At 51.5% G+C, this 23,445-nt stretch carries 17 protein-coding genes; 9 read left to right on the plus strand and 8 right to left on the minus strand.

Annotation, left to right across the window (positions count from 1 at the left end):
- Positions 1-166 precede the first annotated feature (166 nt).
- The gene (locus FT643_RS17785; RefSeq protein WP_156872772.1) at positions 167-1,669 is read right to left on the minus strand and encodes a DUF3336 domain-containing protein; all 1,503 of its coding nucleotides are present in this window, start codon (positions 1,667-1,669) and stop codon (positions 167-169) included.
- Between the two features lie 149 nt (positions 1,670-1,818).
- Between FT643_RS17785 and FT643_RS17790 the strand changes: the two genes are divergently transcribed.
- From FT643_RS17790 to tssH, 3 genes are all read left to right on the plus strand, one after another.
- On the plus strand, positions 1,819-2,955 hold the full coding sequence (locus FT643_RS17790; RefSeq protein ID WP_156872773.1) for a DUF481 domain-containing protein: 1,137 nt from the start codon (positions 1,819-1,821) through the stop codon (positions 2,953-2,955).
- Between the two features lie 125 nt (positions 2,956-3,080).
- Complete coding sequence (gene tagF / locus FT643_RS17795) at positions 3,081-3,845, plus strand: type VI secretion system-associated protein TagF (RefSeq protein ID WP_198043656.1); 765 nt, start codon at positions 3,081-3,083, stop codon at positions 3,843-3,845.
- Between the two features lie 83 nt (positions 3,846-3,928).
- Positions 3,929-6,634, plus strand: coding sequence for a type VI secretion system ATPase TssH (tssH, locus tag FT643_RS17800; protein WP_156872775.1), 2,706 nt, complete (start codon positions 3,929-3,931; stop codon positions 6,632-6,634).
- Between the two features lie 20 nt (positions 6,635-6,654).
- On the opposite strand, the gene FT643_RS17805 is transcribed toward tssH, so the two are convergent.
- Complete coding sequence (locus tag FT643_RS17805; RefSeq protein ID WP_156872776.1) at positions 6,655-7,929, minus strand: MFS transporter; 1,275 nt, start codon at positions 7,927-7,929, stop codon at positions 6,655-6,657.
- 297 nt (positions 7,930-8,226) lie between these two features.
- On the opposite strand from FT643_RS17805, the gene FT643_RS17810 reads away from it, so the two are divergent.
- The 3 genes from FT643_RS17810 to FT643_RS17820 all read left to right on the plus strand — a co-directional run bounded on the left by FT643_RS17810 (position 8,227) and on the right by FT643_RS17820 (position 12,919).
- Positions 8,227-8,721 carry an RDD family protein gene (locus FT643_RS17810; RefSeq protein ID WP_156872777.1) on the plus strand — a complete coding sequence of 165 codons (495 nt, stop codon included), beginning with the start codon at positions 8,227-8,229 and terminating at the stop codon, positions 8,719-8,721.
- 166 nt (positions 8,722-8,887) lie between these two features.
- Positions 8,888-10,735, plus strand: coding sequence for an ABC transporter ATP-binding protein (locus tag FT643_RS17815; RefSeq protein WP_156872806.1), 1,848 nt, complete (start codon positions 8,888-8,890; stop codon positions 10,733-10,735).
- A gap of 99 nt (positions 10,736-10,834) precedes the next feature.
- Entirely contained in the window at positions 10,835-12,919 is a 2,085-nt protein-coding gene (locus FT643_RS17820; RefSeq protein ID WP_156872778.1) for a TonB-dependent siderophore receptor, read from the plus strand.
- Between the two features lie 140 nt (positions 12,920-13,059).
- Here FT643_RS17820 and FT643_RS17825 read toward each other — a convergent pair whose 3' ends face one another.
- The 6 genes from FT643_RS17825 to FT643_RS17850 all read right to left on the minus strand — a co-directional run bounded on the left by FT643_RS17825 (position 13,060) and on the right by FT643_RS17850 (position 20,766).
- The gene (locus FT643_RS17825; RefSeq protein ID WP_156872779.1) at positions 13,060-13,359 is read right to left on the minus strand and encodes a class I SAM-dependent methyltransferase; all 300 of its coding nucleotides are present in this window, start codon (positions 13,357-13,359) and stop codon (positions 13,060-13,062) included.
- Positions 13,360-13,626 carry a DUF1272 domain-containing protein gene (locus tag FT643_RS17830; protein WP_156872780.1) on the minus strand — a complete coding sequence of 89 codons (267 nt, stop codon included), beginning with the start codon at positions 13,624-13,626 and terminating at the stop codon, positions 13,360-13,362. It abuts the gene before it with no gap.
- A 160-nt stretch (positions 13,627-13,786) separates the two neighbouring features.
- Positions 13,787-15,067 (minus strand): O-antigen ligase family protein, encoded by a 1,281-nt coding sequence (locus FT643_RS17835; RefSeq protein ID WP_156872781.1) that lies wholly within the window; start codon positions 15,065-15,067, stop codon positions 13,787-13,789.
- Positions 15,068-15,289: 222 nt separating this feature from the next.
- A complete protein-coding gene (locus FT643_RS17840; protein WP_156872782.1) occupies positions 15,290-16,990 on the minus strand; it encodes a hypothetical protein in 1,701 nt (566 codons plus the stop codon).
- A gap of 121 nt (positions 16,991-17,111) precedes the next feature.
- Positions 17,112-17,330, minus strand: coding sequence for a hypothetical protein (locus FT643_RS17845; RefSeq protein ID WP_156872783.1), 219 nt, complete (start codon positions 17,328-17,330; stop codon positions 17,112-17,114).
- 499 nt (positions 17,331-17,829) lie between these two features.
- A complete protein-coding gene (locus tag FT643_RS17850; RefSeq protein ID WP_156872784.1) occupies positions 17,830-20,766 on the minus strand; it encodes a Tn3 family transposase in 2,937 nt (978 codons plus the stop codon).
- A 183-nt stretch (positions 20,767-20,949) separates the two neighbouring features.
- Between FT643_RS17850 and FT643_RS17855 the strand changes: the two genes are divergently transcribed.
- The 3 genes from FT643_RS17855 (at position 20,950) to FT643_RS17865 (ending at position 23,436) form a co-directional block, all read left to right on the plus strand.
- A complete protein-coding gene (locus tag FT643_RS17855; protein WP_156872785.1) occupies positions 20,950-22,188 on the plus strand; it encodes an ATP-binding protein in 1,239 nt (412 codons plus the stop codon).
- 277 nt (positions 22,189-22,465) lie between these two features.
- Positions 22,466-22,801, plus strand: a complete 336-nt coding sequence (locus FT643_RS17860; RefSeq protein ID WP_156872786.1) for a hypothetical protein — start codon at positions 22,466-22,468, stop codon at positions 22,799-22,801.
- 134 nt (positions 22,802-22,935) lie between these two features.
- Positions 22,936-23,436, plus strand: a complete 501-nt coding sequence (locus tag FT643_RS17865) for a DUF411 domain-containing protein (RefSeq protein WP_232340298.1) — start codon at positions 22,936-22,938, stop codon at positions 23,434-23,436.
- The last annotated feature ends 9 nt before the right edge of the window (positions 23,437-23,445 follow it).

Here is a 23,445-nt window from a genome sequence, read left to right on the forward strand (position 1 = left end):
CGCCTGCGGGTTACTTCACACCAAAAAGTCTAGTCGAATCGAGCTGATTTGCCGGACCAGGTGGCCAAAATGGCAATATTTAACGTCTATAACCAGTAAAAGATAAGATTTACCGGCAAGCAAACTTATTTAGTCGTGTTTTTGCCGGTTCGACACCGACGCAGGGCTACGAATAGATATGATGTATGCCGGAGGGCGTGGGATCGATGGCTTCGGCGTTTAGCTGTTCCAATATGTGATCGAGCGTTTTTGAAATCCGGGCGGCATTTTTAACCATTGAGATTTTAGGCCAGGTGCTGCGCATTCCAACATCCGTTAAATTTTCAATTTCCCCCTCTTTGAATTCAAACAGCGCCTGCTTCCAGGTGAAATCGGATTGCTTCAGCAGAATGTTAATATCTCCCAGGTAATTCTGATCCAGCATACGGCTTAAATAGGCAATTTGAGCGGCAATCCGGCTACCCATCTCACCCCCGCGATCAAAAAAACGTTCGGACGTGATCAGGGATTCATTCAGTAGCCGAAACAAGGATTGCGATACCGTAGTGGGCAGCCCTTTGCTTTTGCGTAGCTTGGTATCCTTAACGAAAGGGAGGACAAACGGATTGATTAAACTAACAATAAAATGGTTAACACCGTATAGGCGCATTAGTCGCTTAGCCGGTAAATCCCCGGACACCGATCCGTCGACCCAGCGTCGGGTGGCAAGATAAGGGCGCGGCTTGCCGTCGAAACCTTTCGCATACAATCGTTCAGGAGGGATTACGCCGGGGATGCTGGACGACGCAGAAACCGCAGATCGGATATACACGTTGGGCGATGTGATGGCGTTCATCAAGCGCGAGTTTTGGTGTTTTTCGGCTGCAGAAATGGAAATGTTAATATAGCGACCGGTGTGCTCGAAGGCTTCCTGGAATGTAATGTCCTTGGGAATGACTTCATCCTGAAAGCGCTCCCTGGACGCACGTGCTTCGGCTGCGGTCAGCTTGCCAGTCAGTGAACCCAACAGGGGTGTGTTGCTGGTCTCGATATAACGCTTTTGTGAAAAATAGCCTGACTTTAACTCTTCATCAGTATGAATACCCAGTTGAGCTGAAACGATGGAGCCGGCACTGGCGCCGGAAATGACGTTCGGCAGCAGATCATGATCAATCAATTCCTGCACGACGCCATGGTGAAAATAAATCAGCCCGGCACCACCACTAAGTAGTAAAGCAGAACGGCCGTAACAATGACTGGCACGGCGAAAAAAATCCAGCTTTTCGGCATGGGAGATTATTTTTTCCGGGCAATGGTAAATGTACATCAACGACTCTGAAATGGTTTCAACATAGTCGTCGATTAATTCTTTGGTACCGCACTTGGAGCGCATATACAGGATGGGTTGCCCCATGCCACCCATATTACCGTGCACGCCTTCGTTCAGTGCGTAGAGCAGCTCGCGGTAGGCGCCGTTGGCAAGGCATTGTCTGAGCAAAGTCAGGCGCGATTTTATTTCGGTGTAATCATAAAGCCGGGATTTATCAATCCGGCGCCAGTCTTCGGCCCCGGACAGCGCATCATGTTGTTGCGCCAGTTGCAGCCAGTCGCGGTAGCGTTTAACCGCGTCCATCTGCTTTTCCAGTTGTCGTAAATTCGATTTAGAGGACAAGATGCTCACTGCTTGCATGATGATTACCCCGTGGTTGCGGCCAGGTCGTAGTGGTTTGCTTACGTTAGGTTATAACATGGGATTTTGAAAAGGCAGGGGTGAATAGTGTAAGCTTGCGTTTCTTTTTTACTCCCCAATATGAATTTTTTATTACCAATCACAATTTTATGAATTGCAGACTGTTAACGAACGCGGTTCTTTGCTGTTTTAGTACCGTTCTATGGGCCGCTGATGAACAAGATCCGGTACCTGTATTCAAAACGGAATCTTTTAGCCGCGAAACCGATAAAATCCGGCAGATCCCGTTGCCGGCCATGGTCGCTGCTGACCCGGAATGGGATTGGCTTCGACTCGACTCCGGTGAATGGTTGAAAGGCGATTTGCGTGGCATGGAACGGGATGAGGTGGATTTTGATAGCGACGAACTGGGGGTGCTGTCCCTGGATTGGGATGATATTAAAGCCATTTATAGTCACCGGCCAATGTCGATCATGCTGAGTGACGGGTCCACGCTTGTGGGCATCATGCGCAGTAAAGGCGATAAGGTCACCATGATCGGGCCGGACCAGGAGCTGGAGCTGAGTGATATTATCGGTGTCGCGGTGGGCATCCCTAAAGAGCGGGAATTATGGACCGGGAATGTGGCGGTGGGCATGAGCCTGCGTGGCGGCAATGTTGAGCAGAGTGATGTGGATGTATCCACCCGCTTTACTCGGCGTACGGCTCATAGCACGGTACGTTTGTCCTATGTGGGCAATTTTACCAAGACCAATGACATTGAAACCGCCAATGACCATCTTGCCGATGCCACTTATGACTATCGCCTGAATAAGGATTGGTTCTTACGCCCGTTCGGAATGGAATATTATCAGGACCCGTTTCAGAATATTGATAGCCAGTGGAAATTCAGTGTCGGGGCCGGTTATTACATTATCGATAACAATGATATTTTGTGGACCGTTGCGGCGGGGCCGGGTTACCAGGAAACGCGCTACAATACCGTGCCCGCCGGTGACGATCTGGATAGTCATTCCGGTACCTTCCAAATCAGTTCAGAATATGATCAGGATTTGACCGATGATGTCGATTTGTATTGGCTCTACGAATTTACCGCCAGTAACGATGCAACCGGACGCGGCAAGCACCACGCCGAAGTCGCGCTGGATATCGATCTGATATCGGATATCGATTTTCGCATCGCAGCCTATTTCGACCACATCGACCGGCCTCAGCCGGATGATGACGGGGTCATCCCGGACAACTCGGACTATCGGTTAACCGTGGGCTTAAACTACGATTTATGAGCACGATATATAAATATGACATAGTACCGGCTCTGCTCATTAACTAGATCACCAGATTGTAGCCGCGGTTATGCTAAGATCGGGCAAAATCAATTGGGCGGTTATGAGCAAGGGAGTGTCGTCTGGTGGCACAGGGTATCGGTTTGTACGGCAAATTGCCGGGATACGGGGATTTTATCGAGCGCAATCTGCCTCAGACGTTTGTCAGGCCCTGGGATCAATGGCTGCAGCAAGTGATTGCCGGAAGTCGGCAGATGTTGGGCGAGCACTGGATGGACAGCTATCTGACCGCGCCTGTGTGGCGATTTGCCTTATCACCGGGGTGCGTTGACGATCTGGCCTGGCTCGGCATTGTACTACCCAGTGTGGATCGGGTCGGCCGATACTTCCCGCTTACCATCGCAGTACCCGCCACCGCCAGTACTCACGTTTCCCTGTCCATGCATTGCAATGGCGACTGGTTCCGGCATTTGCAGGAAATCGGTATCGCCTGTCTTGAGAATTCCCCCTCAGTGGATGCGTTACTTGAGGTGCTGGCGCAATTGAATGCGCCCGTTACTCCGCTCTGGAATATTCAACCCCATCGCGGGCCCCTGGCAGGCCAGTGCCTGATGCTGAGCCCGAAACCGACCGCCACTGACGAAGAGACCGACCCTTCGCCGCAAAACGCGTCTTCAGCACGCCCCCTCGATCTGAATCTGATGCAAAGTCTGAATTGGAATGAAGCACTGCTGCGGCAACAGCGTTCCAGCTATAGCCTGTGGTACGCCGCTGCAGGAGAGGACGGTAATGATGTGTTGTTATCCTGCAAAGGGTTGCCCCAAACTGCGGGATTCACCGCGATGCTGACCGGTCAGTGGCAGGAATACGGCTGGAACCTCGTAATTTAACGTTGCGGTTGTCTATATGGTGAACTTAGCGGCGCTTTAGCCGCTAATACTCCCAATTCCGACTGTACGAGGGCCGCTGCGCAATGATCAATGTAAACCTGAAATCCCTGGTGGATAAGATGTCTCCAACGCTGCGGGATGCGTTGGAAGGGGCCGCGGGGCTCTGTATTGGTCGTAGCCATTACAACGTGGAAGTGGAGCACTGGCTGCTTAAGCTGCTGGAGGTGGTCGACTGTGATTTCGGGGCTTTGCTGGAACGCTACGAAATAGAGTCCAGCCGGGTGGCTGCACAGCTTACCGACGCAGTGGAAAAATTTCAGACTGGCAGTGCCCGTCCGGCGGCACTGGCTCCGGCCATTGTCGATGCCAGTAAAAATGCCTGGATGATCAGCTCGGTGGATTTTGGTCACGGCAGGATCACCAGCGGCCATTTGTTGGTGGCGCTGATGCTGGATGAGCAATCGCGTCGTTCATTGCTGAACTCGGTTCCCGAGTTGTCCGGCATTGCCCCCGAGTCGTTGCGTGAAACCGCCAAGGTACTCATTGGAGGAACGGCAGAATCCGCTGAGGTCTTGCTGCAAAATGACGGCAGCTATCAATCGGGGAGCGGATTGCAATCGCCTTCCGGTCGCGATTCCAGCGGTCAACCTAGCCAGACCCCGGCGCTGGATAAATTTACCATTAATCTAACGGAGCGGGCCCGTCAGGGCAAAATCGACGCGGTGCTGGGGCGTGACGAAGAAATCCGCCAGTGCATTGATATTCTTACCCGCCGGCGCCAGAACAATCCGATTTTTACCGGCGAAGCGGGCGTCGGCAAAACAGCAGTAGTGGAAGGCTTTGCGCTGCGGATTGCCCTGGGCGATGTGCCTGAGCCATTAAAAAATGCGGAGGTTCACACGCTAGACCTGGGGTTGTTGCAAGCCGGTGCCAGTGTCAAAGGAGAATTCGAAAACCGTCTCAAATCCGTTATAGAAGAAGTTAAAAGCGCCGCCAAACCCATCATTATGTTTATAGATGAAGCACACACGATGATCGGAGCCGGTGGTAGCGAGGGCCAGGGTGATGCCGCTAATTTACTCAAGCCGGCCCTGGCGCGCGGCGAGCTGCGCACCATTGCTGCCACCACCTGGGCGGAATACAAAAAATATTTTGAACGTGACCCGGCCTTGACCCGCCGCTTTCAGGTAGTAAAAGTTGAAGAGCCGGATGAAGACAAAGCCATTAATATGATGCGTGGCATTTCTTCGCTGCTGCAGGATCACCACCAAGTGCGCATTCTGGATGAAGCGATCGAAGCGTCAGTCAAATTATCCCACCGCTATATTCCCGGTCGGCAACTGCCGGACAAATCCGTTAGCCTGCTTGATACAGCCTGTGCCCGCGTGGCGCTAAGCCTGACTACTACGCCTTCGGCGATTGAAGATTGTCGTCGTCGGATGCAACAGAACAGCGCCAACCTGGCCATGCTGGAAAAAGAAAACGCCGCCACCGGAGTGCATGAAGAGCGTATAACCGCTTTACAGACAGAACAGCAAAGCCTGGCGGATCAACTGGTGGAGTTTGAAGATCAGTGGCAGCGTGAAAAGGAAACCATTACAGAAATCCGGCAGCTTCGTGGTCGGATAGAAACGGATTTTCTGAAACGCCAGCAAACCAAAGAGGATGCTGACAGTCTTCAATCAGACCCTGGGCAGGGGGCGGAATTGAAATACCAGCTCGCGGAACTGAATGCGAGATTGTCCGACATTCAGGGCCCTCGTGCGCTGATGCAGGCGGATGTGGATGCCCAGGCTATAGCCGAAGTGGTTGCCAACTGGACCGGAATTCCGGTGGGCAAAATGGTAGGTGATGAAATTCAGGGTGTGCTTACTATTCAACAGCGACTGGCAGAAAGGGTGATTGGCCAGGACCATGCACTGGATGCAGTGGCGCAAGCCATTCGCACGTCCCGCGCGGGATTAACGGACCCGCGCAAACCAATCGGGGTATTTCTGTTTGTCGGCACCAGCGGTGTCGGTAAAACGGAAACCGCACTGGCATTGGCGGATTTGCTGTATGGAGGTGAGCAGAACATGACGACAATTAATATGTCGGAATTTAAAGAAGAACATAAAGTCTCGATGTTGCTGGGCTCCCCTCCGGGGTATGTGGGTTTCGGCGAAGGGGGGGTGCTGACCGAAGCGGCCCGTCGCAAACCCTATTCCATTATTCTGCTGGATGAAATGGAAAAGGCGCATCCCGGCGTGCAGGATATATTCTACAACCTGTTTGATAAGGGCAGCATTAAAGACGGAGAGGGCCGTGATATTGATTTTAAGAATACCATCATCATCATGACGTCCAATGCCGGTGAAGACGCGATACGTGCACTGTATACACAAAGCGAACAACGCCCCGAGCCGGAAGCGTTGCTGCAAAATATCCGCCCACAGCTGCTTAACCACTTTAAACCGGCGTTTATTGGACGCACCACGTTAGTCGCCTATAACCCCCTTGACGACGAGGATATGACGAAGATCGCCGCCATCAATATGAGCCGGATCGAGAAGCGCGTGCGCAGTCACTACGCCGCACGGTTCAGCTACGACGACGCCGTGTTAACGCACATTGTTGCGCGCTGCCAGGAAGCGGAAACGGGTGCCCGTAATATTGAAAATATCCTCAATAAATCCATGCTGCCTGCGCTGGCAAGCGAGTGCTTACAACGCATGGCGAACGAGGAAAGCATCAGCCACATCCATGTGGGTCTGGCTGAGCATGGTGAGTTTGTTTATCACCTCAGTTAGTGAACCGGAAGCCAACCAGGTCAGGCTGCGTCGTCTCTGGCATGGGACTGAGTGTCGGTTCCATCCCATTCTTCCTGCTCCTCTTCAGGAAGCATTTCAAGCACCGTAGGTGTTGTGCGTACCATGGGCACAAAGTGGGTGGTGTGGTCTTCCGGAGGGTCTTCGGTTAAACGCAGTTTGGTGACGGTGAAAATCAGCAGCACAGTCTGCATTACAGCAAAAAACAGCGGTAATGCCTGAGGTCCGAGTATGCCCATAAACTGCCCTGCCAATGCCGGGCCGATTGCCGCCCCCAGGCCGTGCATTAACAGCAAGCCGCTGCTGCCGGAGATAATATGAGTGGGATCCAGATGATCGGTCAGGTGGGCCACGGTAATGGGATAGATCACGAAGGCCAGGCTGCCATAGATCCCGATGGCCAATAAGACCCACTGCCCACTCATGGACAGCGCGGCTAAAAGCAATGCCGCCAGTGCTGCTGCTCCACATACGCCGGCTAACACTTTGCGCCGGTCGTGGGTATCGGAATAGCGACCAACCGGATACTGCAACAACGCGCCGCCGATGATTCCGCAGCTCATAAAAGTAGCGATCCCGGCCGAATCCAGCCCAATCTGATGTGCGTAAACTGCGGACAACCCCCAAAATGCTCCCATTGCGATACCGGACAACAAAGAACCTGCCATGGCGACCGGCGCGGCTTTGTAAAGGGCTTTGAAAGGCACTTTATGTACCACGGTGACATGGGGTTGTGACATGCGGGTCCAGGTCACCGGTAACAGGCTAAAGCTGACCAGAATGGCCGACAGTGCAAACAGGGTAAAGGTCTCGGCGGAACCCAGCCGGATTAACTGTTGGGCGAGTGCCAGTGCCACCAGATTCACTACCATATAAATGGCAAAAACCCGGCCCCGTTGGGCTGCGGGGGTCTGTTCGTTGAGCCAGCTTTCAATCACGGTATACAACACCACAAGCGAGATGCCGGTGATGATGCGCAGAAAAATCCAGGCAATCGGATCAACAAACAGGGCGTGTAACAGCACCGAGCCACAGCCGATGCTGGCACAGAAAGCAAAAGTACGGATATGACCAATACGTTGAATCAGCGGTAGTGCGACAAAGGTGCCAATGAAGAAACCGACAAAATAGCCGGACATAATAAAGCCCATGCCGCTGTCGCTATACCCTTCCAGTCCGCCGCGGATTGCCAGCAGCGTGTTTAACAAACCTGAGCCCAACAGGAGAAGAGCGACACCAAAAAGCAAGGCACCGACGGGGAGAATGAGGGGAAGCAAGGGGGATTCCTCCTTTCAACTGCTCGTAAATAAAATCGCGGTCATTGAAGTATATGCAATAACCGCGTACTGCACGGATTATCTTGGTTATCCAGACGGGTCCGTACGAGAGGGTGATTGAGGAGTGCACCGGAACGCATTAGAGTGCACAATGGGCGATACTAACATAGCCCGCTCAACACTTCAGCGCCTTGATTGGTGGTTACAGTCGCCATTTGGGTTTAGTCACCTATTATCAATAGTTCATAGGTTTAAAAATGCAATGGGCTACTCAGTCGATAAGGGAGCGTATATCTAATGACGACTAAATACGAAACACCACAATCAGAACTGGTAGATGAACTCAGTGGAAGCGGGGAGCTGGCCAGCCGTTGGGCGCGCCTGGGAGCGTCACTGATCGATACCGTGATTATGCTCATACTGGCTTCACCGATAATGGTCCTGACCGGGACATTCAGTGCCGAAAACCTGGAATCCGGTGGCAATTACATTGCTAGCCTAATGTTGGGGCTGGTTTTTATCGGGATATTTTTTCTGATTAACTATCGCTTTCTGACCCGCGACGGTCAGACCATCGGTAAGAAAGCCCTCAGTATCCGCATTGTCGATCTGGATGGACAGATCCCGGATTTCAAGAGCAATCTGATACCGCGTTATGCTGTGTACATGTTGCCGGGACAGATTCCCTTAATTGGCCAGCTGTTCTCCTTTATCAATGTGTGTTTTATCTTCCGTGCGGACAAACGCTGCATTCATGATTTGGCAGGAAAAACCCGGGTGGTGAAGTGCTAAGGGTTCTCCGGGGCTGAGTCGCTCGGACTGTGCTGTTCCTCAGCACGGCTTTTACCGTTACGGAGATCCCCTCAATCATATTTTGCAGCCGATGCCGCACCTGAACCAAACGCGTTGTTCCTGTATTATCTGGGCCTAATCTTTGGCTTCGGGAAACACCATCACCATGCTGTCTTTGTTCGAGCGAATCATTCGCCCATTTCCGTCCGCTACTCCTGACACCCCGCCGGCCGGGTTGTTCCGGTTTATTCTCCACTACAGTAAAGGGATGCACTGGCCCCTGCTGGCCATGTCCATCCTGACCGCGATTAACGCTTTTCTGGAAGTGCAACTGTTCAATTTTCTGGGCCAACTGGTGGATTGGCTTAGCGCCCACGATCGTTCTACGTTTCTGCAACAGGAAAGCGGACAATTAATTTTGATGGCCGTGGTGTTACTGGTAATCATGCCGTTGGTGACGTTATTACATTCCACCATCGTACACCAGACGCTGCTGGGCAATTTCCCCATGAAGATCCGGTGGTTGGCGCACCGCTATCTGTTGCGTCAGAGTTTGTCATTTTATCAAAACGATTTTGCAGGCCGCCTGGCGACCAAAGTATTGCAGACTTCACTCTCGGTGCGGGAGGCCGTGATGAAGCTGCTGGATGTGCTGGTGTTTGTGACCTCGTATCTGCTCTCGATGCTGTATACCCTCGCACAAGCGGATTGGCGTCTGGCCATACCGATGTTGGTGTGGCTGGTTATTTACGTTGTCTGCCAAACCTATTTCGTGCCGCGTTTGAAACAGGTTTCCAGCGACCAGGCCGACGCCAGAGCGGTCATGACGGGTCGCATCGTTGACAGTTACACCAATATTGCAACCGTGAAACTGTTTGCCCACAGCCAACAGGAAGCGGAATACGCCCACCACAGTATGAGCGGTTTTTTGAACACCGTTTATCGCCAGATGCGCTTGGCCACCGGTTTTAACGTCAGCGTTAGCCTGCTGAATTATCTGCTGATTTTTTCAGTCGCATCACTCTCCATCAGCCTGTGGTTATCCAATGACGTTACTATCGGTGCCATCGCCGTGATTATCAGCCTGGCGCTGCGCTTGCACGGTATGTCCCACTGGGTTATGTGGGAAGTGGGTGCGCTGTTTGAAAATCTGGGTACGGTGGCCGATGGCAGCAGCACCTTGTCTACGCCACTGGAATTTGTCGACAAACCCGATGCGCAAGAGCTGCGCCTTCAACAAGGCCAGATCCGGTTTGAACAGGTGCAGTTTCACTACGGAAAAGGGCAGGGTGTGTTCGACAAGCTTTCCTTCACCATTCAACCCGGCGAGAAAGTCGGGCTGGTGGGCCGCTCCGGTGCGGGAAAATCCACCCTGGTGAATCTATTGCTGCGATTTCATGACGTGGAAGCCGGGCGTATCACCATTGACGGGCAGGATGTACGCGACGTACAGCAGGAAAGCCTGCGCTCACACATCGGCATGGTGACACAGGATACTTCCCTGCTGCATCGCTCCGTGCGAGACAATATCTTGTATGGCAACCCGGATGCATCGGATTCAGAGATGGTCGCAGCGGCCAAAAAAGCCGAGGCCCATGACTTCATTCTGACGCTGTCTGACCCTTACGGAAATACCGGCTACGATGCCATGGTTGGGGAGCGTGGAGTGAAACTGTCCGGCGGACAACGACAGCGTATCGCCATTGCTCGCGTGCTGTTAAAAGACGCCCCCATTCTGATTCTGGACGAAGCCACTTCAGCGCTGGATTCGGAGGTAGAAGCAGCGATCCAGCACAGCCTGTATCAATTGATGGAGGGTAAAACGGTGATTGCCATTGCCCATCGCTTATCGACCATTGCGGCGATGGATCGTTTGGTGGTGCTGGATCAGGGGCGAATCGTAGAACAGGGGAACCACCAGAGCCTGCTGGCGAACAACGGGCTTTATGCCAACCTGTGGGCCCATCAGACCGGCGGGTTTCTGGCGACCGAAACGGATGAATCCGATCAATAATTTGGATGAATTTCACGGTCGCGAATGATAACCAGTTGCATTTGTGCCGGCAGACGATAAACTGCCCCGATTATTTCTATCGATTAACCGGGGACCCACATGAAATCCATCGCCCGTCGAGCAACCGCTCTTTCCCTTACCGCTGCCTGTTGCGGATTGGCCAACGCACAAGAAGTTGAAACGTCAGATCGCCTGGAAGTCTTCCGGGTTTATGGTGAGCAGGAAGAAACCCGTTCTGCCACCAAGCTGGATCTGACCATCTTTGAAACGCCTCAGGTGGTCTCGGTTGTCTCCCGCGACCAGATTGAGGATTTTTCTCTTCGCGAAGTCAATTCACTGCTTAAGTACGTGCCGGGTGTGACCGTGGAACAGGTGGAAACCGACCGAACCTATTACACCGCACGTGGCTTTGATATCGTTAATTTTCAATACGATGGAGTGGGTGTTCCCTTCTCATACGGACTCACTCAGGGCCACGACGACACCGCCATTTACGAGCAGGTGGAAGTCATCAAAGGAGCGACCGGCCTGGTGACCGGCCTGGCCAATCCCTCCGCTACCATCAATTACGTGCGCAAGCGTCCTACCGATGTACTGGAGTCCTACGTTACAGCCTCGGCGGGTTCCTGGGATACCTTTCGGCTGGAAGGTGATATCTCCGGCCCGATCACCGACCGTGTTGGCGGACGTCTGGTGGTCGCGAGAGAAGAAGGTGAGTCCCATCTGGATCGTTATGCCGACGAACGTAACGTATTTTATGGTGTTGTCAGCGCCGACCTGACGGGTTCCACGCGGTTGAATCTGGGCTACAGCATCAATGAAGACAGCATCGACGGCACCAGTTCCGGTGCTTTGCCGTTGTTCTACAGTAACGGTCAGGTATCTGACTATGACGTGTCCACCAGCACGGCACCCTATTGGGCCTATCGCGATACAACCCAGACCCGTGCTTTTGTGGAGCTGGAACAGGACCTGAACGAAAACTGGATGGTGAAAGCCATCTATACCCAGAACGATAAGGAGCAAGAAGTTGAGAATTTCTACTTGTCGGAAGCCCTTTCCTACCCGGACCCGGTAACTCAGGAAGGCCTGGTGGGTATTGCCAGCCAGTACGCAGCCGACGACCAGGAGAAAATCGCCGACCTGTTCATCAGCGGCACGTTCGAACTCTTTGGCCAACAGCATGAACTGGTGACCGGTTTCAATACAGCCGACATCAAGCTCACCGCCCATTCCGTTTACGCCAGCCGCTGGCAGGGATACGACGACCCTGTTGGTGGTAACTGGGCATCGGGCCTGACTCCGCGTCCAACGTATGACGTGTTTGACCCGGCAAACCAGACGACCAATATTGACCAGCAACAGGATTCATTTTATTTCTCCACCCGGCTGAAAGCGACCGACCGAATTGCCGTTCTACTGGGTGCCCGCACCGTAGAGATTGAACAGGATGGCCTCAGTTACGGCGCACCGCAAAAAATGTCGGAAACCGAAACAGTGCCCTATATCGGCGCTACCTGGGAAGTCATAACCGGTACCGTGCTGTACGCCAGTTACAGCGAAGTGTTCAATCCACAAACCTGGGTGGACGCTTCGTTGCAACCGTTGGGCCCGGTTCAGGGCGAAAGCACGGAGGTCGGTGTGAAGCAGGAACTGAACGACGGACTCTCCGTGCTTACCTTTGCCCTGTTTGAATCCCGCCAGGAAAACTTCGGCGAATGGGTCACCCGCGATCAGAATACCGGGCTGAACATCTATCGCGGTGTGGAACTGGAAAGTGAGGGCTTTGAAATTGAATTGTCCGGTGAAGTTCTGCCGGGAATGAACCTGAGTATGGGCTACACCGACCTCAGCATGGAAGACGAAAACGGTGAGGACACTCGCACCTTTATACCGACCCGGCAGTTCAAGGTAGCGGGTGCTTATCAGATTCCTTCCCTGAGCAAGTTGCGTGTGGGCGGTGGCGTTACCTGGCAGAACGAGATCTATTTCGGTACGGAAGAAGTACAGGGAAGCTACGCTCTGGTGGACCTGTTCGCCCAATATGATGTAACCCACAACCTGACACTAGCGCTAAACCTGAACAACGTAACTGATGAAAAATACCGGGAAAGTCCCGAGTGGGGGCAGGCGAACTACGGCGCACCCAGCAATGTGTTGGGATCGATTACCTGGCGTTACTGATAGTTGGTATTTTTTCAGAAATTGGAAAGTCTGAGCCGTTGAAAAACGGCTTAGCGGGCTACAGGTCTATGTTAGTAACACTATTGAATATAGACAGACTCAGACACATTAAACCCTCTATCATCGAGTGATTTTGGTGATCAGGCACGGAAAAAACGGTTCGATTGGAATGATGTTTTATCTAATATTTCACAAAAATTCTTTCCGGGCTCAATGCAGTCTATGCGTCCGCCCAGGTCAACTAAGTTTTCAGTTGCCTGACCAGATCCGCTACCCACTTCAAGAATATTGGCTGAATCATTGCTTCCAAGGTCAGATAGCTCTAGGAGGAACTTCACTACCGAGTACACTTCAAGAGGATAATTAGGCCTCGCCCGATCGTAATAATCGCTGACAAGATCGAAGGATCCTTTTTGCGAAATATCATCATTGAAGTACATTCATCGCTCCGTATTTTCGATCGTCGTAGCGCCACACAGCTTGTGTCCAGGATGCATCGACTTGTATGGTTCAATTCTTCTTGTTATGCCACTTGGCCTTACGGATCTTGAAACAAGATCTCCTCCACAGTTCGGGCAAACAAACTTTAAAACGGATCTCGAACAACTTTCACAAAAAGTACATTCAAAGGAGCAAATAAACGCGCCCGCACAATCTGCAGGCAGGTTTTTATCACAGCATTCACATCCGGGTCTCATCTCTCGCATTTCATCACCAGATTATCGTTAGGTATTAGACCTATCTCTAGTATTTTCCAGCACGGAAGCGTATTCATTATTATTGACAACGTTATGTCTTTCTAACGGCAGAACCCGTCGGGTTTCCAAAGGTTTGTGTCCGCTTGTTACGCGGTCATCCCTTCCCGGACTACGTTGACGGTTTTCGGCGCGCGGCTTTTAGTTGTCCGCCCGGGCCAGAAAGATTGCTCATAATGATAATGGCCGAGGGAATCCAGAATATCACTAGAATATAGTCACGCCGGGTAACAACGGTGTAGCAGTCTACTAATGTCAGTAAAAAGATTATCGTAAGCAAACCTATGGTAAGGCTGTGGAGGCTGGATCGAAGCGCTTCACGGGCGAGCATTGCAAGGGCTCCAATATGGATCAGCAAGCCGATGATTCCTCCATAATAAAACGTAGAAATCGGCAGGCTATGTGGGTGTGCGATGGTCCCCGAGCGAGCCTGCAGTTCGTCGCTGTTGCGATAAACCGTTTGACTGAAATCATTGATCCAGCCCCAGCCGACCAGCCAATGTTGCTGGGCATAGCGCAAGGTTTCCTCCCAGATTAAAAGCCGATAGCTGCTGCCGCGATCGGTAAGCACCGCAATCAGATCCGTGCTATAGGCAAAGACAGAAACAACACTGACGGCCGCGACCACAACGATAAGCTTGCCGGATTTTCCCAAAACAGGTGTGTAGAGCAGCCATATGAGCATGGTGGCGACCATTGCACTGATAGCGCTGCGACTGACCGTAAGCGCGACTATGGCTATTGCTACCCCCAGCATGGCGATAGTGAGGATTTTTTCACGCACGCTTGTCAGATTCAGGTGCAGTCCTATTGCAATCAATATGACCGTTACCGGACCCAGCATGTTTGGGTTGAGAAGAATCCCGTAACCTGTCAGCCGATTACCGTACATGACAAACAGATCCTGACCCATTTGCCAGGCACCCAGCAGGTTTCCCAATATCCCCAGCCCCATTGCCCAGAACAGCCGCTTCATGGCGTTTTCGTCGTTGTAGAAATACAGGCCGCTGGCGGCCCAAAACAGTATGACAGAGATGCCCTTGCGAATTTGAACTGCAGGAGTTGGGTCATGAGGTGGTTGACTCCAGAATGCAGAAAATGCCACATACGCAATTAACAACAACCCTGCAACCACCGCCGGGTTTCGTATCAGCTGCGCGAGCACTGATTTCCAGAGCCCACGATCAAACCACATAGAAACAAGCAGCAACACCGTAAAGAAATCACGAGCATGATCGTTGGTGTTAAATGCCAGCAGCAGGAATACAGTGACCGGGTAGCCAATCGCAAGCACCGAGGTCTGCTGCCGGAACTTATTTCTGATACTGTGGTAGAGAGGCATTTCTGCACCTGTGCGTTCGCCGCGAGGTGAGATGAGAAGCGATTTTTTCATATGATCAGGTGTTCCAAAAATCCGGCATTAAGTTATTTCAGAAAACAGGCTGACGGTAGTGTGGGCTAACTGGGGTAATGGGCCAATAAGCTTCATTCTGTGACGAATTTATGTGCGGCAAGAATACCCCATGGCAACCGCTATTAACAGGCTGACCTTGAAAGAGCCTTCCTCGTAATCCCGTGTCAATGATGCAAGAGGGCCGCCGGATCAGCCTGCTTGTTAGCGTTGGATCATAGTGGTGTAGGACAAGCATTCATCGTCACACTGAAAGGCGTACATCATAAGCTCGGTCACTTTCTTGCTGTCAAACTGGTCTTTTCGGAAGCCGTAAATGTGGCGGAAAGTATCGTCCTCCTGGTAGTCCACCAGATAAACAAAATACTGATCGAAGTACTGCTTGAGGAATGCCGTGAGGGTTACCGATGCTCCCAACACCTTGTCGTGAGCGTAAATTTCGGGATTGATCCGGGAGTCGATGGTGAGCTTGCCCCGCTCGTTGTTATTCAGCAGCACCACCCGCTGGCCCTGATGCTCGCCTTTGAACGATGAGGTATCCACCATAAACGCGTGATGAAACATGACCACCGAGGGGTTGAGGGATGCAACATAAGGGACATCAACATCGTGCTTGGCCGGGTAAACGCTATTTAGACCCACCAGATCCACAATACGTGCCCCGTGCTGATTCCAGAACGCCATTCGGCCGGCTTCTGTGAGCACTATGGTGGCTTCGTCGGGAATCAGGTCCCGAATATCAAAAGAAAACTGATTGATGTAGGTGTGGTTGGAAATAACCTGCTTGCTACTTTTCAGATTGCTTTTGTTATCCACGCCAATGACTATCAGGCACAGCAGGGACAGACCCACGACCATCTTTTTCCTGGTGGTGGGTGTGGTGCGTGCATACCAATCCACCAAGCAGCAGAACAGCAAAAAATACGCGCTAAAATAAATCGGTGCCTGAAAACGGTAGCCTACATTCTGGCTCTGATGGGCAAACAGCAAAGCGATAAACAGAAAGGCCGCAGGCACCATCAACAAGGCTGCGGTTTTCAACTGTCGGGACAGTGCGGCAATCAGCCCCAACAGTACCAGGAGCTTTTCGTTGAGGGGTGCCCATGGGCTATTGGTGAACAGTTCCCCAGCCCCCTTTACATACAACGGCAGCGGTAGCCATTCTCCGAAATAGGCTAGCCGCAGTCCGAAATAGGTGATGGCCAGGATCAGGCAAGCCAATGAAATAGCCAGGTAGTGCTTTATGTGCCCCTGATTGAACGCGATATACGCTCCTGCTGCGAATGCCCCCAACCCAAAGATGACACCGTCAGGTCTGAACAGCCCCACCACCAGCGCCAGTGCGGGCAGCCACAGTATCCCTTTTTGTTGATACAGAATAAAAACCAGACTGGTACAGAGTGCGGAGTACAGATAAACGCTGAAGCCACCGACTGCGGCGACCAGGCTGTCGTTGTAAATCCAGATCAGGGCCCAGGGTAGAAACAGGAGCAGGGACGGGCCACTTACTTTTTTGCAGAGCACCCAGAGTATCAATGCACTCATCACAAAGACGCCAAAGGCGTTTAGTGCAATGGAAGCGGAACCAGGGTCGATGCCGAGCAGGCCGGCCCCGCATAACAGCATTAACCAAAGAAAATCCGTTGCCCCCTCTGCTGGCGGCCCACCAGGGTAAAAGGCTTCACCGTATCCGTTCAGTATGTTCTGAACATAGATGAACATGATGTACGCATCTTCATGAAAGTGACCGTGGTCAATGAGCTTGAGATTCCAGAGGCAATAGGTAACGGCCAACCCGGCGGCGGCTAACAAGATAAAGACGATTCGCAGTGCGCCGGGTACCGTGTTTGTGGGTGCGATGGGCGAGTGGTTATGCTGCATGGCTGCGACCTTTCCTAACATCATAGAGTTGGATCATGGGCATGGGTGCTGTCAGAATCGCGCGATTCTAACATAACTTGCAGGCTGCGTTAGCCCACGGAATACTGCGACAACAGTAAGCGCCGTTCAATCCGCGCATTGACCCTTACGGTAGGTAGATGTGATTTTTGAACTTCTCTCCAGCGGCACATTCCACGTTAGCAGAGCTTCGATAATATTCCTGCCCGCCGTTGAGTTCGTTGAGCAGCGGTACGCTCAGTGTCTGCCGCTTTCGGTATTTTTCTTCGTCACTGCAATCGCCTATGGCCGCTTCGACGCGATACCGCTTGCGAATTTTTGTAACCTCACTATTCGGGATTGTCACCGTCTCGATCCGCTTTCAGCATCTGATCTAGAAAATTTTCTGCTATATCCAGTACTTTCTGATTTTCAGTCATATCTGCTCTCCATATAGTTATACATGCTCTATCACTGTCCCCAACGCACGAGAGCAATAAGCAGAAATATTTTCTGTAAACGCACGTTATTCATTTAGGACTACGACGCATTGCTTAGGGATGAAGTGGAATGTAGCTTTGTACCTTGAAGAAATATGTTAGCTGTTTTTTCCTATTATAAATTGGCCATCCTCAATAACGCCTTTTGTTCTTTGAAGATCACTAGCATTACCTCGTAAATTAACCCCGTTAATATCCCACTCATACTCGCCCCATATCGTATTTTCGATAGCCTTGTCGTGACACTTTATGGGTTTGGATTCATCCACAATCCCATTTACAAACGTAGGACCAGCGGGGGCATTTGAACGAAAACCTACGGTTTTGAATCCCGCGACCACGTCGTAACCGTAGGTTTCTGCTGATTTACCCCTTCTCCTCTTCATCCTCAATAAAGTAGGTGCCATTGGGTAGCACATGTTTATAGGGCAATAGCGAGATATGGGACAGGGTTTCATCGTCAATGTCCTCCCCCTGCTGTCGGAGCTGTTCCACAATGTCATTTATCTTGATCGTGTTCCAGTAAAGAATGGCGTTCGACACAAAACTAAGACTGCTGGCCTTATTCATGATTTCCTCATAATCACCGGTAGTGAACTCACCCTGGTCGGCAAAAAAGATCCAGCGCGGCAGCTTGTGTCTGTATTCTCCTTTATTCAATTGCCGCTGGACGGTTCGACGCAATTCCTGATCCGTCAGGTAGCGCAGAATGTATTCAGTCTTGATGATCCGCCCGAGATTGGTGAAGGCTTTAGTGAGGCGATCCGAGGGTGAGCTATTGGTCAATCGCTGAACGATTACATGGGCTGGCGCCGTTTTCTGCTTCAGGGAAATGGCCACGCGCATCATGTACTCCCATTGTTCCTCAATGATGGCCAGATCAGCAGTTTTGGTGAGCAGATTGTTGAGGTCACCGTAATCGACGGATTTGTCGATACGGTAGAGTTGTTGATCCTTCAAATCCCGAATACGCGGCATAAAGTAGAAGCCGAGCAGATGGCAAAGCGCGAAAACGATTTCCGTATATCCGTGGGTATCGGTGGTATGTTCCCGTATTTTCAGGATGGTGTTGTTTTCTAATAATCCATCCAGTACATACAGCGCTTCACGCGGACTACAGGAAATGATCTTGGTGCTGAATACGGAATATTGATCGGACACGTGGGTATAGATCCCTATCGCCTTCTCATAATAGCCATAGTATCGGGGATAATAGGATGCCAGCAGGCTGTCAGCCCGAATCTTAAATCGTTGCGCATCCGATGAGGACAACGTACCGCTACCATGGACGGCACTGAGCGGCAGTTCATGGTGCTGATTCACGATTTCGGCGCTGGCGTCAATGAGGGTTTCCTCACGTATATAGTATTGCAGGATGTGCCTGAGCATATCGACGGTCACTCCCTTTACACTGGCGCTCATCGACACCACACCCAGGTTGGTGGCCTGTGAAATAATGGCGGCCATCAGGCTTTTATAAAAAGCTTTCGGGCGTGATTGATGGTGCTGAATGGGAACAAAGTGACGACTGTAGTGCGTCATTTGATCCACCTCCATGAGGAGCTGTTCGATGCGGATGGTTGGCATGTGCGCATCGATCACTTTTTGCAGTCGGCTGACTTTATCCGGCACATCCAGCTTGTCATCGCGCTTGAGTTTCAACCGACCATTGTTGATCTCGGCGAAATTATCCAGACCAAACCGTTTTTTCGCTTCAGATACAGATTCGTGGAACTGTGCTGAAATGACGGCACGAACTTCGTGCGGAGGTGGTTGTTGCAGTTCGGTATAGACGGTTTGCCTTGTTTCATCCCAGTTAGGCTCGTTCAAGGTTAGATCCCAGAACGAAACATGTTGCTTGCTTTGCGGCAAATAGAGATCGCCGGAACGCAATGCGTCTTTCATCGCCAACGCTAGTCCCATTTCCCACACATTACGATTGATGCTGCCACCTTGATCTTTGAGGCTGCGACGTAATTCGCGGGGAATGAAGGCTATCGGTGTCGTTTCCGGTAGCTTCTTGAGATCACCATTATCCAGTTGCTGGACAATCTGGATTGCTTTGATCAGATGTCCGGAGCCTTTCGCGACCTCAAATGGTAAGCGGATAAAGTCGGCAAAATACTTTCGTAGACTGGGATAACGGGTCAATAGCAAATCGCAGTAGCCACGCTCTTCCAGGCGCTTGAAGATGCGCAAATCGTCAATGGAAACCAGTAGGTGTTTCTGGTCGATACGCTGCCATAAATCCTGCTTGTATAAAGGCTCCTCTTCGGGCCACTCAAGCAGCACATCTGTGGTATCGAGCACGGTATCAATCGCTTTCTTTTGCCGTTTACGAAATTCCTTATGCTTCTTGTCGTGACTGTTTTTGGTTTGCCGACACAGCTCCGTCATGTACTGATCGTGCATTTTAACTAGGTGATCGAGCAATATCTTTCGGGATTCCAGCAGGAAACACACCATCAGGGCATAGCGCTTATGATCCTTGAAGCGTTTCATGTCCTTGGCGCTGTAGCGCTTGGTCAATCGGTACAGGTAGTGAAGAAAGGTGGTATCAATGAGCATTTCCTCGAATGCATTAATACCGGTAGCCACCAGATTGTCGTAGCGCTCAAGGTAGCGCTTCAGCGATGAAATTTTGGCAGCGGGTGGATATTCCTTAAGCTGATTGAAATAGGTTCGTTGATTGCCGCCTGAAGTTTGCAGCAGATCATCGATAGCCTCTCGCAATTCAGGCGACATCTGTTCAAACACTTGCTCAAAGAGCTGAGCATGGACCTGGTTGCAGATGCGAACGATTTGCCGTTCGATGGTGGTGGGCCCCGGTAAAACAATCCGATTCAACAGCAGGTAGCGCTCTGCCCGATGAAAGAGTTCATCCGGCAGTAACCCCTGGTGTGCCTGAGCTTCGACCCAGCGATCCAGATCGGCTTCCACCTTGACATCAAAACGCCTGAATCCCAGGTATTTGAGGATGTTATTGCGGTGTTCCAATAAGGTGGCTTCCCGTTCGGGCACTTCCACAGTGAGCGCTGGCGGTAAATCGAGTTGGCTGCTGAGGTAGCTGACCACGCGGGACGAGAGATCGCTGAGCTGGTTCAGAAAGCGGCCATAGAGGCGCATGGCACAGAGCTGGATGGCAACGCCCAAGCGGTACTGTTTGCGGTATTTGTTAACCATCTGGCAGTCGCGGCGATTCAGGGTCCAGTCGCGAACCATTTCCTCGTCGGAAAAGCGTTGCGGCAATATCAGTGGCTGATAGCGTTGTTGGTTGGTCAAAAACTGCTCTTTGGCTGTCATGAGCGCCTCATCGGTTTGTGGTCACGCCAACTACTCCTATAGAGTTGTTTTTATTTGTGTTTTTATGATGCCGACAGTGGGTACTGCCATCTTTCACATTTGGACGGCATTGTAATAACGATTGGACGATAATAGAATATCAGGTAGCCGAATTACAACTCCTGTTTAGCCGGAAGTCCATTTATGTACCCTCGTTATTCTGAACTCCACGTCAAAGAAGCGCTGAGCGACACGCCCGTCGTGTTTATCATGGGGCCCCGTCAGACCGGTAAAACCACCCTGGTGAAGACCTTGATGGATGAAATGGGGGCCGAGCAATGGACCTACATCACCTTGGATGACCAGGCCCAGTTTGAGATTGCCCAAGCCGATCCGGTGGGCTTTATTCGCAACCTGCCAGCCACCCGCATTGCCCTGGACGAAGTGCAACGCCTGCCGGAGTTGTTCGTATCCATCAAGCAGGCAGTGGACGAACAGCGTACACCCGGTCGATTTCTGCTGACGGGCTCCGCCAATGCCTTGTTACTGCCGAGGCTCTCCGACTCTCTGGCGGGCCGGATGGAATCGGTGCGCTTGATGACGCTCTCGGAGTGTGAGATCCAGGGGCAGCAACCGACATTTCTCTCTAAGCTGTTGAACCGGGAAGCTCCTTCAACCCAGTCCATCCGTGTTAGGGAGCACATCCTGAACCGATTGGTCACCGGTTGTTTTCCGGAGCCGCTACAGCGCGCCAGTGAACGACGCTCCCAGGCCTGGTATCAGCAATACCTGAGCACTCTGGTGCAACGGGATATTCGTGATCTGACCCACATTGATCATCCGGATTTAATGGGCAAGTTGCTCAAGCTCACCGCCTTTTACGCCGGTAAACTGGTCAATCTCACCGAATTGGGGGGCAAACTGGGACTGGATCGGCTGACCATCAAAAAATATATGGCACTGTTGGAGCAATTGTTTCTGGTGGAGCAATTGCCCGCCTGGCATTCCAACGAATATAAACGGCTGGTGAAGACACCCAAACTGCATTCCGTCGATACTGGCCTGATGTGCGCCGTGCGAGGCCTCAACCGGGACCGTCTGCTCAAACAACCGGGAGATTTTGGTCTGCTGTTGGAAACCTTCGTTTATAACGAATTGCGCAAGCAAGCGGTTTGGGTGGACGAACCATTGAGTTTTTACCATTACCGGGATAAGGACAAAGTGGAGGTGGACGTGATTATCGAGAACGCCATGGGTGACTGCTTCGCCATCGAGGTGAAGGCGGCAGCGACCTTAAGTGCGAAGGATTTTACCGGACTGAAACGGTTTCAATCCGTGGCTGCCGATCGCTTCAAGATCGGTATTCTGCTCTATGACGGCGACCATACGACAGCCTTTGGTGACAATCTTTATGCCGTACCACTGGGAGCCCTTTGGGCTTAACCACGCCATAATTCAAGCAACCGTGTATGACGGCTTTGTAATTATACCGTCATCTGGTTGACAGACTTGTGTTTTACTATTTACTGAGAAGGTATTTTTTATGGTTGGTGCAATTTATTTTTCAGTTTAGCGGTAACGAAATAACAAGTTTTTTGATCCACCTCAACGCATGAAGTGGAACGAAAGATTGAACATTCAGACGAAATATATAGACTTATCAGATATAAATAATGAGTTGTATCATCTCAGTATGCAATTGAACAGATTTGGGTTTTACATGGCAATCTTCGCGTTACTGGCTTTTACCAGCCAGTCGTTTGCCGTTGTGAAGTTGCCCTGCGAACAGATGACTCATCATTCCACCGCTCATGCAATGGCAGCAACAATGGATATGGCCCATATGAACCACGCTGCGGCCGATAATGCCAAGGCCAAAGGCTGTTGCAGCCAGGACGATTGTTCTCAGATGGATTGTATTTTTGCAAGTGTGGCGGTAGTAAGCGCACTGTCTTCGTTTTCCGTTCAGTTTTCCCAAACTCTCAATACGGAATATTCGGTTTCCCTCCTCACCCAGGAAGTTTCCTCGCTATTTCGCCCCCCCATTTCCCGCTGACATAGGGTTGGTACGCCTGAAATTCGGGCCTCCAACTACTTTTTAAGCGGGAGTCGAAAAAACTCCCAAAACATTTTTTACAACGCGTGATCGCCACTGAATGCGCTCATTGCGTCTCGTGATTGGGAGCCACCATGAAACCTTTATCTCATTATCTGCGTTATCTTGCGCTGATTGTTTCTCTGTTATTCCTCGCCGCCTGTTCGGAGGGCGAAGATCATGCCGCTAAAACCGCATCGATTACCACACTGGATGTTTACAAAAGTCGCACCTGCCAGTGCTGCCAGCAATGGATTCAGCATATGGAAAACACCGGCTTTGAGACCAAAATCCACCATCCGGCGGACTTGAATCGCGTTAAAGACGACCATGGCATTGCCCCCGAATACCAATCCTGCCACACGGCGGTGACGAGTGACGGCTATGTCTTCGAAGGTCATATCCCCGCGCGCTTCGTTCAGCAGTTTCTGGAAAATCCACCGGCTGGTGCCATCGGCCTGAGCGTGCCGGGCATGCCGGCGGGCAGCCCCGGGATGGAAATGGGCGACAGATTTATGCCTTACCAGGTGTGGTTGCTAAAAAAAGACGGTTCGGCTGAAGTGTTTGCTTCAGTGGACAGCCGCGATCAGCAATAGGACGTATCA

The organism is Ketobacter sp. MCCC 1A13808 (assembly GCF_009746715.1).
Taxonomy (GTDB): Bacteria; Pseudomonadota; Gammaproteobacteria; order Pseudomonadales; family Ketobacteraceae; genus Ketobacter.

What these genes read in the sequence shown, in the direction of transcription:
- FT643_RS17830 (WP_156872780.1), bottom strand. Translation starts at nt 13,626, where the DNA reads ATGCGAGAGATGAGACCCGGATGTGAATGCTGTGATAAAAACCTGCCT.
- FT643_RS17850 (WP_156872784.1), bottom strand. Translation starts at nt 20,766, where the DNA reads ATGACAGCCAAAGAGCAGTTTTTGACCAACCAACAACGCTATCAGCCA.
- tssH (WP_156872775.1), top strand. Translation starts at nt 3,929, where the DNA reads ATGATCAATGTAAACCTGAAATCCCTGGTGGATAAGATGTCTCCAACG.
- FT643_RS17835 (WP_156872781.1), bottom strand. Translation starts at nt 15,067, where the DNA reads ATGAAAAAATCGCTTCTCATCTCACCTCGCGGCGAACGCACAGGTGCA.
- FT643_RS17840 (WP_156872782.1), bottom strand. Translation starts at nt 16,990, where the DNA reads ATGATGTTAGGAAAGGTCGCAGCCATGCAGCATAACCACTCGCCCATC.
- FT643_RS17865 (WP_232340298.1), top strand. Translation starts at nt 22,936, where the DNA reads ATGAAACCTTTATCTCATTATCTGCGTTATCTTGCGCTGATTGTTTCT.
- FT643_RS17815 (WP_156872806.1), top strand. Translation starts at nt 8,888, where the DNA reads ATGCTGTCTTTGTTCGAGCGAATCATTCGCCCATTTCCGTCCGCTACT.
- FT643_RS17790 (WP_156872773.1), top strand. Translation starts at nt 1,819, where the DNA reads ATGAATTGCAGACTGTTAACGAACGCGGTTCTTTGCTGTTTTAGTACC.
- FT643_RS17860 (WP_156872786.1), top strand. Translation starts at nt 22,466, where the DNA reads ATGGCAATCTTCGCGTTACTGGCTTTTACCAGCCAGTCGTTTGCCGTT.
- FT643_RS17855 (WP_156872785.1), top strand. Translation starts at nt 20,950, where the DNA reads ATGTACCCTCGTTATTCTGAACTCCACGTCAAAGAAGCGCTGAGCGAC.
- FT643_RS17820 (WP_156872778.1), top strand. Translation starts at nt 10,835, where the DNA reads ATGAAATCCATCGCCCGTCGAGCAACCGCTCTTTCCCTTACCGCTGCC.
- FT643_RS17825 (WP_156872779.1), bottom strand. Translation starts at nt 13,359, where the DNA reads ATGTACTTCAATGATGATATTTCGCAAAAAGGATCCTTCGATCTTGTC.
- FT643_RS17810 (WP_156872777.1), top strand. Translation starts at nt 8,227, where the DNA reads ATGACGACTAAATACGAAACACCACAATCAGAACTGGTAGATGAACTC.
- FT643_RS17785 (WP_156872772.1), bottom strand. Translation starts at nt 1,669, where the DNA reads ATGCAAGCAGTGAGCATCTTGTCCTCTAAATCGAATTTACGACAACTG.